At 68.9% G+C, this 11026-nt stretch carries 11 protein-coding genes; 5 read left to right on the top strand and 6 right to left on the bottom strand.

The window, feature by feature from the left end; translation table 11 throughout:
* Positions 1–16 precede the first annotated feature (16 nt).
* Positions 17–157 carry a hypothetical protein gene (locus QAD21_RS18140; RefSeq protein WP_175404324.1) on the bottom strand — a complete coding sequence of 47 codons (141 nt, stop codon included), beginning with the start codon at positions 155–157 and terminating at the stop codon, positions 17–19.
* 257 nt (positions 158–414) lie between these two features.
* Positions 415–1857, bottom strand: coding sequence for a PLP-dependent aminotransferase family protein (locus QAD21_RS18145; protein ID WP_280359925.1), 1443 nt, complete (start codon positions 1855–1857; stop codon positions 415–417).
* Positions 1858–2048: 191 nt separating this feature from the next.
* On the opposite strand from QAD21_RS18145, the gene QAD21_RS18150 reads away from it, so the two are divergent.
* From QAD21_RS18150 to QAD21_RS18170, 5 genes are all read left to right on the top strand, one after another.
* Positions 2049–3164, top strand: a complete 1116-nt coding sequence (locus QAD21_RS18150; RefSeq protein ID WP_068972020.1) for a DUF559 domain-containing protein — start codon at positions 2049–2051, stop codon at positions 3162–3164.
* Positions 3146–3826 (top strand): hypothetical protein, encoded by a 681-nt coding sequence (locus QAD21_RS18155; protein WP_068972019.1) that lies wholly within the window; start codon positions 3146–3148, stop codon positions 3824–3826. The genes QAD21_RS18150 and QAD21_RS18155 overlap by 19 nt, the downstream gene beginning before the upstream one ends.
* Before the next feature lie 4 nt (positions 3827–3830).
* Positions 3831–7229, top strand: a complete 3399-nt coding sequence (locus tag QAD21_RS18160) for a DUF87 domain-containing protein (RefSeq protein WP_205333227.1) — start codon at positions 3831–3833, stop codon at positions 7227–7229.
* Positions 7230–7275: 46 nt separating this feature from the next.
* Complete coding sequence (locus tag QAD21_RS18165) at positions 7276–8703, top strand: AIM24 family protein (protein WP_280359926.1); 1428 nt, start codon at positions 7276–7278, stop codon at positions 8701–8703.
* Positions 8704–8786: 83 nt separating this feature from the next.
* Positions 8787–9239 carry an SRPBCC family protein gene (locus QAD21_RS18170; RefSeq protein ID WP_280359927.1) on the top strand — a complete coding sequence of 151 codons (453 nt, stop codon included), beginning with the start codon at positions 8787–8789 and terminating at the stop codon, positions 9237–9239.
* A 107-nt stretch (positions 9240–9346) separates the two neighbouring features.
* Here the strand turns inward: QAD21_RS18170 and QAD21_RS18175 are convergent, their stop codons facing one another.
* Genes QAD21_RS18175 through rplN form a run of 4 tightly spaced genes read right to left on the bottom strand, consistent with a single transcriptional unit; the run spans position 9347 to position 10804 of the window.
* Positions 9347–9532 (bottom strand): type Z 30S ribosomal protein S14, encoded by a 186-nt coding sequence (locus tag QAD21_RS18175; protein WP_004019490.1) that lies wholly within the window; start codon positions 9530–9532, stop codon positions 9347–9349.
* A gap of 1 nt (position 9533) precedes the next feature.
* Positions 9534–10115 (bottom strand): 50S ribosomal protein L5, encoded by a 582-nt coding sequence (rplE, locus tag QAD21_RS18180; RefSeq protein ID WP_055475154.1) that lies wholly within the window; start codon positions 10113–10115, stop codon positions 9534–9536.
* Position 10116: 1 nt separating this feature from the next.
* Entirely contained in the window at positions 10117–10434 is a 318-nt protein-coding gene (gene rplX / locus QAD21_RS18185; RefSeq protein WP_005197643.1) for a 50S ribosomal protein L24, read from the bottom strand.
* A gap of 1 nt (position 10435) precedes the next feature.
* Entirely contained in the window at positions 10436–10804 is a 369-nt protein-coding gene (gene rplN, locus QAD21_RS18190; RefSeq protein WP_004019493.1) for a 50S ribosomal protein L14, read from the bottom strand.
* Positions 10805–11026 lie beyond the last annotated feature (222 nt).

Here is an 11026-nt window from a genome sequence, read left to right on the forward strand (position 1 = left end):
CCACCCACCCGCCTCGTCACATCGTCGGACGTCGGGTGTCGTACGCGGGGCGATACGGCACCCGTCCCCGCTCGTCGCGGATGGTGACGATCAACGTGCGGGCGATGACGACGAGCAGGATGATGCCGCTGACGATCGCGAGGAGCAGTGCGGTCATGACGACCTCCTGACGCCGGAACATGGTGTGCCGGCATTCAATCGCCGATCACGACCTGGTGGTAGATGCCAACCGCGCATCGGTGGACTCAACTGCCCGCCCATGGTGACGCGACTCCGCCGGGCGGCGCCACTGATTTTCTCCGGCGGGCCGGTGCGGGGGTCTGGCGACGGCATCGCCGACGGACAGCATCATCCGGCACACCGCCGAGAAGTGCGGTGCGGCAACGACACGCAGTCCGCGACGGTCTATATCTCTCACGCCGGGCGCGTCAACGCGTCCGGCGCCCCCGGGCGATCAAGTGATGCCCATACGTCCCGCAACACGTCGACGCCGGCGGCGAGGTCGTCGGCATCCTCGGTGAACGGAACGCGGATGTAGCGTTCGTGCGCCCCGTCGACGCCGAACTTCGGTCCGGCGCTGATTCGCACACCTCGGTTCAGGGCGGCGGCGGCGAGCGCGGAACTCAGCGGCGCCCCGAGCCCGACCCACATCGCCAACCCACCGTTCACATCGGGGATCTCCCACTCCGGCAGATGTTTTCGCAGAAGTCCGGTGAGCGTGTCCCGGCCGATACGAAGCTGCGCGGAACGAACGGCGAGCAGGTCGTCGTAACCGGCCAAGACCTCGGCGGCGATCTGCTGGTCGATGATCGGAGAACCGAGGTCACCGGCGGGTCGCCGTCGGACGATCCGGTCGACGATGTCCTCGTCGGCACGAATCCATCCCACCCGCAATCCACTCCACACCGTCTTGCCCAGCGATCCGATCGTCACCACCGGCACCGAGGACCTCACCGGCGCATGCGCGGCGAACGGGAAATGGTCCGTCCGACGATCGATGTCGAGCTCGGCAGTCGTCTCGTCGACGAGCAGCGCGGTCCCGGCCCGGCGCGCCGCGTCGGCGAGCCGCTCTCGGTGGGCGGACGGCATCGAGGCACCCGTCGGGTTCTGGAAATCCGGTATGCAATAGGCCATCTCGGGTCGCAACCGGCTGAGGACCTCGACGAAGTGGTCCATGTCCCAGCCGGCCGCGGTGACCGGCGTCGACACGAGCCGTCCGCCGGCCTCGGCGATCGCCTCGTAGGCGTGCGGATAGGTCGGGGTCTCGACGACCACCCGGTCGGCTCGTCGGAGCAGGGTCCGCGCGACGAGTGCGATGGCGTGTTGCCCACCGAGGGTCACCACGATCTGCGCCGGGGTCGTGGGCAGTCCGCGGTCGGTGTATCGATCGGCGATTCGTCGGCGTAGCAGCGGATCGCCCACCAGGTCGAGTCCGGGCCGGCGCAGCAGGTCGGGCACATTGCCCGTGACCCGCTCGATGATCGCCTCGAGACCGGGCACCGGTTCGGGAACGGCGTGCGCGAAGTCGATCTCGGCAACCGCGCCCGGACCCCTCCGCGGGAGCATCGCGACGGAGCCGGATCCCCGGACGCTGACCAGATAGCCGGCCTCGCGCAGCGCTCCGTACGCCGACACCACCGTGGTCCGACTCCGCCCGAGCGCATCGGCGAGGATTCGCTCGGCGGGCAACCGCGTGTATGTCGCGATCCGGCCGTCGTCGATGAGGAGTCGGATGCGGGCGGCGAGGGCCGCGTAGGCCGCGTCGCCGCTCTCCCACTCACCGAGCAGCGTGACGAGTTGCTTCACCCCGAGGTTCGAGCGAGCCACCGGCCGGCCGATGGCTCGCGGTGCACCCACAGAATCCTCCTCACCGGTCGCCAGGGTCCAACGACGCCCTGCGGCCGTCGACGTCCAGTCAAACGCAGTGCCCGCGGGCACCACAAGGTCCAATCCGCGGTCGGTGGACTGCCGTCGAGCGGGGGTGGCGGTCCGCAGATCACCCGTGACCACCGGGCGGCTGTCGGGTTCGGGCGATATCGTCGGCGTCGATGAACATCCGCCCGTCAGCTCTCGACGCGGCCGTGCGTCCCGGGCATGTGCTACGTGTCGATGACGTCGACGGCCTCGCCCTGGCCGACCTCGTCGACTCGGTCTCGGCTGACCTACCGGTGTTCCTGGACCATCGCGGACCCGGCGATCGCACCGCCCGGGAGGTCGTCCGGGAGGTCCTCGACGCGCTCGAGGACATCGTCGTCGCCCTCTTCCCGGTCTGGCTCCCGGGCCACGAGCCGGGCCTGCCGGTCGACGCCGACGACGCCGAGGCCACGGCGCGCCTGCTGTGCCGGGACGCCGGCTTCCCCTCGCCCGCCGTCATCCATCTGGCCCGTGCGGCCGCCGGCGCGCGACGTCCCGGCCCCGGCCCCGCCGACGACGCCCGGGCGGCCGCGCTGACGTTTCTCTTACGACGGGGATACGGACGTGGTTCCGTGGTCCTGGCCGTGCGCGCCGACACCGCATTGGGCGAGCGGGCCCAGCACGCGGCCGCCGCCGCGTACGAATGGCTGGCCGACCACGCCGACCTCACCGTGTGGCTCACCGCCGACGCCCTGCCCGCGGTCACGAGGGTGCCGGCCATCCGGATCGGAGTACCCGCGGGGCGGCGATTCCCGCCGCCCGGTCCGGTGGAGGCGCTGCACGATCCGTCGTCGGCCTCGGCGAGGCCCGTCCTCGTCGCCTCCCGTCCGTCGGGGAGACCGGCACCGCACAGCGATGCCGAGCAAACCCTCGAACGCGCCCTCGCGCGTGCACCGTGGGCTCGCGACCGACAGTGGAACCGGAGTCCGCGCGACCTCGATCCGCTCCACCCCGCGGTGATCGTCGACCTGCTGTGGCCGAGTGAACGCGTGGTCGTGGAGGTCGACGGCGCGGATCATCGCGGCCCGGTAAAGTACGCGCGAGATCGACGTCGCGACAACATGCTTCAGCGTGCCGGGTACCTCGTTCTGCGTTACACGAACGACCACGTTCTCGACGACACGTCCCTTGTCGTCGCAGAGCTGGCCGCCGTGATCGCCGAGCGCTCCCGACCACCGGCATCGTCCCGACCGACGCCCGCCCGACCCCCTTCGACCCGCGAGGAGCATCCGTGGACCACGCCCAGCTGACGCCGATCCAGAGTGCGGCGCTGTTCGTCCTGCTGGCCGAGTCCCGAGAGCTCTCCAACCCAGAGTTGAAGGAGTTCGGTGCCGCGCTGGACAAGCCGGCCCGCAACCATCTCAACGCCCTCGGCCTCGTCGACTCGCGACTCGGCGCACGCCGCGCGTACTTCCACACCCTGACCGACCGCGGGTGGGCCTGGTGCGCGGCCGAACTGACATCCGAGCCACCGAAGAGGTCGACTGCACCGACGAAGGCCATGTACGCGGTCCTCGCCGGCCTCGCCCGGTACCTCGACGACGAGGACCTCCGTCTCCACGAGGTGTTCGGCCGTCCCCGACGCCCTACCCACGAGGAGCCCGGGACCCCGATCGCAACGGCTGCGTCCGACCCGGCGTCGTCCACCGTCGATCCCCGGGACCAGATCGCGGCCGCCTACCGCGCCCGGGCCGTCACGGCGGGCGACTTCGTCCTCGTCACCGATCTGCGCGCCGACCTGCCCGGGATGAGCGACGAGGTCTTCGACGCCACGATGGTGGAGTTCCAGCGCGCGCCGGGGGTCAGCCTCATCCCGCAGGAAGACCAGGCGTTGCTGACTCCGGCCGACCGGGCGGCCGCGGTGACGGTGGGCACGCAACCGTGCCATCTGTTCGCGATCGAGGAGAGCTGATCCGATGGACGCCGACGCCCGTCACGCACTGGAATCGATCCGCCTCAACTGGGCCGACACCCCCGACGACGTGTGGGGCACCGCCGACCCCTTCCACGTCGGGGGCCTGCACGAGGACACCATCGTCGACATCATCCGTTCGTTCGACGACGCCCGTCGTTCGCCGTCGGGGAGTCCGATCGGGGTCACGGTGCGCGGTCCGGCCGGATCCGGCAAGACCCATCTCCTGGGCCGGGTCCGGCATCGTGTCCAAGAGGAGGGCGGGTACTTCTTTCTCGTCAAGCTGCTCGACGCCACCGACTTCTGGCGTTCGGTGCTCGTGGCGATCATCGAGGACCTCGGCCGACCGACGCCCCGCCACCGCTCGCAGCTGAATCAGCTCCTCCACCGCCTCGCGATCGACGCCGGGGTCTCGGACGGGACACGTGACGCCGTGACCGGCGGCGCGTCGCTGACACCCGCCGCTCTCGATGACTTCGTCCACGGCGTCTACACCCGCCATTCGCGGCACCGACGCCGGTCGCAGCACATCCTGCGTGCGCTCGTACTGCTGGAGTCCGACGACTTCGCGGCCAAAGACCTCGGCGAGGCGTTTCTGCACCTGGACATCGACGACGCGGAGGAACTCGCCGCCTGGGGCATCCGCAATGCCCGCCTCGGTTATCAGGAGATCGTCGAGAACATCTCGCGGATCATCGCGTTCGACGATGCGGCGGTTCTCGCGATCGACCAGATCGACACCCTGATCGAGGCCGGCAAGACCGCCGAGCCGGGCGAGGAATCACAGGTGGAGAAACTGGCGCACGGCCTGATGTCGGTGCGCGACACCATGAGTCGGACCACATGTGTGGTCTCCTCGATCACCGCCGCGTGGGAGTACCTCGCCGGACACGTCATGCGATCAGCGGTTGATCGGTTCCGGTTGCCACCCACCCTGCAACGGCCCGCGAGTGCGGACTTCGGCCGGCTCCTGCTCGCCCGGCGTTTCGCGCCGGGTTTCGCCGGCGTCGGATTCACGCCGCCCCATCCCACCTGGCCGGTCACCGACACCGCACTGACGGCGGCCACCGATTACACCCCGCGCGAGCTGATGGTGACCGTGGACCGCCAGATCGCCGCGATGCTCCGCAGCGACACGTTCGCCGAGATCACCGACCTCTCCGGCGCCACGTCCAAGACCTCCGCCGGCCAGGGCACACTCCCCCTGATCAACCAGTCCCGCACCACGACAGACGTTCCTGACACGGGGGCGTCCGCTCGGGGGCGCTCGTCGTCTGCTGAATCGTCGTCTGCAGGGTCGTCGTCTGCGGGGTCGTCGTCAACCGACTCGTCGTCGACGACCACCTCGGACGATCCCGCGTTCGCGAAGCTCGACCAGCGGTACGCGGAGTTGATCCGGCGTGCGGACCCGCTACCCGCATTGGTACCCGACACCGAGGACCGGATCGTCCCCTCGCTCCTCCATGCGGGATTGGCGACGTGGATCCAGGCACTGTCCCGCGACGCCGACCGCTGGCAGCTCGATGCCCGGCCGGGACCGAAGAGTCCGCTGCACGGGCGGATCCGACAACTCGTCGACCCGAACCGGGACATCGAGCAGTCCTGGAGCTTCCGTGCCATCGCGGCATCTAACGCGCGTGCCGTCCAGACGCGCCTGTCGAGCGCGACGACGACCTCCGGTTTCACCCTCGGCGACATCGAACGCACCCTGGTGATCCTGCGGCGGGATCCCTGGCCCACGGGGCCCAAGACCCGGCAGATGGTCGAGGAACTGCACGATCGGGGCGGGCGGGTCGTCGCCTGGACCGAACAGGACATCAAACGGCTGAGCGCGCTGGCACAACTGCGGGCCGAACGGCCCTCGCATCTCCGGGAGTGGATCTCCGACCGCAACCCGGCTGCCGAGATCGCCTTTCTCACCGACATCCTGGGCTCCGCGCTCGAAGCGCCTGCGCCAGGCTCGCAGTCACCGGACTCACCCGCAACACCCTTGGTGACGCCTGTCAGACGCCACGAGCCCGGCACCGCGGACGAACGCTCGACCACGCCGCCACCCCGGGAGACGACGACGGAAGAGTTCCGGTCCACCGACCCTCGGTCGGGAACGGCGGGGTCCGACACCGCCGAATCGTCGTCGCGAACCACACCCGCCGACGAACAGTCGATCACCCTCGGGCGAAGTGTCGCCACCGGCGAGGCGGTGACCGTCTCGCTGCTCGCCCTGCGCAAGCACGTGGCGCTGTTCGCCGGATCCGGTTCGGGGAAGACGGTGTTGATTCGGCGCATCGTCGAAGAGGCTGCTTTGCAGGGAGTTTCGTCGATCATCCTCGACGTGAACAACGACCTCGCACGCCTGGGGACACCGTGGCCGGACGCCGACCCGCGTCCGTGGACGTCCGACGACCGCGAGCGCGCCAAGCGCTACCTGCACGACACCGAGGTCGCGGTCTTCACCCCGGGTCGGGCATCGGGGCGGCCATTGAGTTTCCAGCCGCTACCCGACTTCAGCACGGTGGTCGGCAACCCCGACGAGTTCCGTGCCGCGGTCGACTCCGCCGTCGGCGCCCTGATCCCGCATGCCCGGGCCATCGGGACCAGCGCGAAAGCCTATCGGCAGCAAGCAGTCCTGCAACAGTCCATGGAGGCCTTCGGACGACGCGGCGGCGGCGCCCTGCAGGCTTACGTCGGACTGCTGACCGAACTGCCCGACGACGCGAGCACCCTCGCCGACGCCCCGAAGCTCGCCGCCGAACTCGCGGAGAACCTCAAGGCCTCGATGGCGATCGATCCCGTCTTCGGGGGTGACGCCGCCCCGGCCGACCCCGGGTACCTGCTCACTCCCTCACCGGGTTTCCGGGCCCGGGTGTCGGTCGTGAACCTCGCCGGCCTCGGCACCGACGACCGGCGGGCCGGTTTCGTCAATCAGCTCCAGATGGCCCTGTTCGCCTGGATCAAGAAGAATCCGGCCGCCGACCGGCCACTCGGCGGACTGCTCGTCATGGACGAGGCGCAGAACTTCGCCCCGTCCGTCCGGATGACCGCGGCGTCGAAGAGCACGAGCGCATTGGCGTCGCAGGCTCGCAAGTACGGCCTCGGGCTCATCTTCGCGACCCAGTCGCCCACCGGCATCGACAACAAGATCTCGGCCAACTCCTCGACCCAGATCTTCGGCCTGCTCAATCATCCGACGCAGATCGAACGCGCCAAGGAACTCGCCGCCAACAAGGGCAGCAGGATTCCCGACATCGGCAAGCTCCCGGCGGGGACGTTCTACATCGCGAGCGAGGGCGGGCGGTTCGCCAAGGCCGAGACGCCGCTCTGCCTCACCTACCACCCGTCGAGTCCGCCGACCGAGGACGAGGTCGTCGAGCTGGCGCGCTCCACGACACCGCGCCCACGGTGACGGCCGGGCCCGACTTCGCCGACGGCCGAAGACGATGGTTGGCACAATGGACACCGTGCTCACGCTGACCGCCGGAGAGAACCGTCCGCTGCCGTCGACGGCCGTGACCGTCTCGGTGCGCTCGGCATCTCCGGTCAACACCTCGGCGATCCTGCTCACCGATGCCGGTCGCGTCCGCTCCGACGCGGACCTCATCTTCTACAACCAGCCCAGCGGCCCCGGCGTCGGATACCGTTCTGCCGGCTCGGCCGACATCATCTCGGTCGACACCGCCGCCCTCCCTCGGGAGATCGCGACGGTCGTCGTCGCGGCGAGCCTCGACGGGACCGGGCCCACGAGTTTCGCGACCGCCGGCGCCCTCAGCGCGACGCTGACCGGCGGCGGTACGGAACTCGTCTTCAGCCCCTCCGGTCTCACCAGCGAGGCGGCCGTCGTGTGCCTCGAGATCTACCGGCGCAACGACGTCTGGAAGGTCCGTGCCGTCGGCCAGGGATACGCCGCCGGTCTCGCGGGCCTCGCCACCGCCTTCGGCATCGAGGTCGACGACGAGCCCGCGACGCCGCCTCCTGGACGGCCGCCGCGAGTCACCGATCCGCAGCCCTGGCCGCCGGCCGCGTCGACGCCAACCGCGCCGCCGCCGACACCCGAACCACCGGCCCCGCAATGGAATACACCGTCCGCACCGCCGCCTCCGCCCCGGCCCCCGGTCACCGCCCAACCACAGGGAGTTCCCATGCACAGCGATCTGTTCGCGCCGTCCCACGCCGAGGTCACCGGGCAGGGCATCCAGAAGCAGGGCAGCAAGATGTGCCGGGTCGGCCTCGCCGGTGAGGTCATGGCCCGCACCGGCTCGATGGTGGCCTACCAGGGCAACCTGAAGTTCGAGGCGCTCGGCTCGGGCGGCCTCGGACGGATGATGCGTCAGGCGATGACCGGCGAGGGCGTTCCGCTGATGAAGGTCACCGGACAGGGCGACCTGTTCCTGGCCGATGCGGCGTCGGACGTGCACCTCATCGACCTCGACGGTTCCGACGGCCTCACCATCAACGGCGCCAACGTCCTCGCCTTCGACTCCTCGCTGTCCTACGACATCGCCCGTGTGCAGGGTGCCGGCGCGATGAGCAACGCCGGACTGTTCAACTGCGTCTTCACCGGGCGCGGCCGGATCGCCATCACCACCGACGGCACACCCGTCGTCCTCAACGTCGACGCCGCGACCTATGCCGACCCGCAGGCCGCGGTCGCGTGGTCGTCGAGCCTGCGCACCTCGGTGAAGTCCAACGACTCGTTCAATCTCGGCACCCTGATGGGACGCAGCACCGGCGAGCGGTTCACCCTCGAGTTCTCCGGCCGCGGGTTCGTCGTCGTGCAGCCGTCCGAACTCCCGCCCGGCGGATTCGTTGGCGGGACCGGTGGCGGCGGGTCGGCCGGGTCCGGTGCCGGCGGCATGTTGGGTGGCATCCTCGGTCGCTGAGACCTGACGGGATCTCGTAGCGAGAAGCGTTGCCATAGATCGCTTTTCGCCATGCAGTCCGGCGGGCGGGTAACGTCGACGCCATGCCCGAAGCAAGTGCGACCGTCCTCGTCCGACAACCCCTCACCACGGTGTGGGAGTACTGCCTGATCCCGGAGCACGTCGCGGCGCTGACGCCCGGCGTGATCGGCGTCGAGACCGTCACCGACGGACCGGTCTCGGTCGGGACCGTCTGGCGCGGCCAGATGAAGGGGCTCGGCCGCGCCGTCGACTGGACCGGCGAGTTCACGCGCGTGGATGCGCACACGGCCACCGAGTTCTCCTCGACGGAGTCACCGCTCGAGTTCGCCATCTCGGCCACGTTCGCGGAGGTTGGTCGCGGCGTCGAACTCACCTACCGCATCCGCAACGCCGGCGTCGGCGGGGCGGTCGGGAAGCTCACCGACGCGCTGGCGATCCGCGCGTATCAGCGGTCGCTCTCCGCGAACGCGAAGAAGCTGCCGCGCCTCGTCGACGAGTGGCTCGCTCAGCAGTGACACGACAACGGCCCCACCTCGCCGAAGCGAGATGGGGCCGCTGGGGAATCGGTAGCACGAATGCGCTCCATGAGCGCATTCGTGCTACGAAACCCGTGGGGTGAGAGTCACCAGCTGGACTTCTGCACACCCGGCAGCTCGCCGGCGTGTGCCATGTCGCGCAGGCAGATTCGGCACAGGCCGAACTTGCGGAACACCGAGTGCGGGCGACCGCACTTGTTGCACCGGGTGTAGGCCCGCACGGCGAACTTGGGCTTCTTGTTGGCCTTGTTGACCAGAGCCTTCTTTGCCATGTCAGTTGTCCTTAACGTTGTTGTCCTTGAACGGGAAGCCCAGGGCACGCAGCAGCGCCCGGCCTTCGTCGTCCGTGGTGGCCGACGTCACGACGGTGATGTCCATACCGCGGGGCCGGTCGATGTTGTCGATGTTGATCTCGTGGAACATCGACTGCTCGTTCAGGCCGAACGTGTAGTTGCCGTTGCCGTCGAACTGACGGTCCGACAGGCCGCGGAAGTCGCGGATACGCGGGAGGGCGATGGACACGAGACGGTCCAGGAACTCCCACATGCGGTCGCCACGGAGGGTGACGCGCGCACCGATCGGCATGCCCTCGCGCAGCTTGAACTGTGCGATGGACTTGCGAGCGCGACGGATCTCCGGCTTCTGGCCGGTGATCTTGGCCAGATCCTCGACGGCGCCGTTGATCAGCTTCGCGTCACGGGCGGCGTCGCCGACGCCCATGTTCACGACGACCTTCACGACGCCCGGGATCAGCATCACGTTGGGGTATTCGAACTCTTTGTTCAGCGTGTCCTTGATCTCCTCGCGGTAGCGAGTCTTCAGGCGCGGCTGGATCTTGGGTTCAGTAGAGGTCATGTCAGATGTCCTTCCCGCTCTTGCGCGAGATCCGGACCTTCTTGCCCGTTTCCTCGTCGACGCGGTAGCCGACGCGAGTCGGGTTGCCGTCGGAGTCCACGACCATCACGTTCGAGACGTGGATCGAGGCTTCCTGGGTCACGATGCCGCCGGAGGAGGCACCGCGCTCGTTGGCCGACGCGGCGGTGTGCTTCTTGATTCGGTTGACGCCCTCGACGAGGACACGCTGGGTCTTCGGGAAGGCCTGGATGACCTTGCCCTTGGCACCCTTGTCCTTGCCCGAGATGACGATCACGGTGTCACCCTTGTGAACCTTCATGTCAGATCACCTCCGGTGCCAGCGACACGATCTTCATGAACTTCTTCTCACGCAGCTCACGGCCGACCGGGCCGAAGATGCGGGTGCCGCGGGGGTCGCTCTCACCCTTGAGGATGACGGCGGCGTTCTCGTCGAAGCGGATGTAGCTTCCGTCCGCACGACGGCGCTCCTTGGTGGTGCGCACGATGACGGCCTTGACGACCTCACCCTTCTTGACGTTGCCGCCCGGGATGGCGTCCTTGACAGTGGCGACGATGACGTCGCCAATGCCGGCGTAGCGCCGCGAGGAACCGCCGAGCACGCGGATGCACAAGATCTCCTTGGCACCGGTGTTGTCGGCGACTCGCAGGCGGGATTCCTGCTGAATCACTCGTTAGTCTCCTTGACCTGGCTTCTTATGTACGGCGGATTTCCGACCCGACGCACACGGTCCGTTGCCATCGAACACACGCCTGCCTGGGGTTTTGACCAGGTTGTGACACCTGAGCGGTCCGCCCCAGTGGGTTCGTGAGCCGACTCGCGACACAGCGGTGCCGCAGGCAACCCCACAAGTGTAGGGGAATGCCCAGGTCCGGGCCAAATCGATGGCCCC

The sequence above is a fragment of the Gordonia sp. SMJS1 genome, assembly GCF_029866425.1.
Classification (GTDB): Bacteria; Actinomycetota; Actinomycetes; order Mycobacteriales; family Mycobacteriaceae; genus Gordonia; species Gordonia hongkongensis.

What these genes read in the sequence shown, in the direction of transcription:
- QAD21_RS18140 (WP_175404324.1), bottom strand. Translation starts at nt 157, where the DNA reads ATGACCGCACTGCTCCTCGCGATCGTCAGCGGCATCATCCTGCTCGTC.
- QAD21_RS18150 (WP_068972020.1), top strand. Translation starts at nt 2,049, where the DNA reads ATGAACATCCGCCCGTCAGCTCTCGACGCGGCCGTGCGTCCCGGGCAT.
- QAD21_RS18160 (WP_205333227.1), top strand. Translation starts at nt 3,831, where the DNA reads ATGGACGCCGACGCCCGTCACGCACTGGAATCGATCCGCCTCAACTGG.
- QAD21_RS18165 (WP_280359926.1), top strand. Translation starts at nt 7,276, where the DNA reads ATGGACACCGTGCTCACGCTGACCGCCGGAGAGAACCGTCCGCTGCCG.
- QAD21_RS18170 (WP_280359927.1), top strand. Translation starts at nt 8,787, where the DNA reads ATGCCCGAAGCAAGTGCGACCGTCCTCGTCCGACAACCCCTCACCACG.
- QAD21_RS18175 (WP_004019490.1), bottom strand. Translation starts at nt 9,532, where the DNA reads ATGGCAAAGAAGGCTCTGGTCAACAAGGCCAACAAGAAGCCCAAGTTC.
- rplE (WP_055475154.1), bottom strand. Translation starts at nt 10,115, where the DNA reads ATGACCTCTACTGAACCCAAGATCCAGCCGCGCCTGAAGACTCGCTAC.
- rplX (WP_005197643.1), bottom strand. Translation starts at nt 10,434, where the DNA reads ATGAAGGTTCACAAGGGTGACACCGTGATCGTCATCTCGGGCAAGGAC.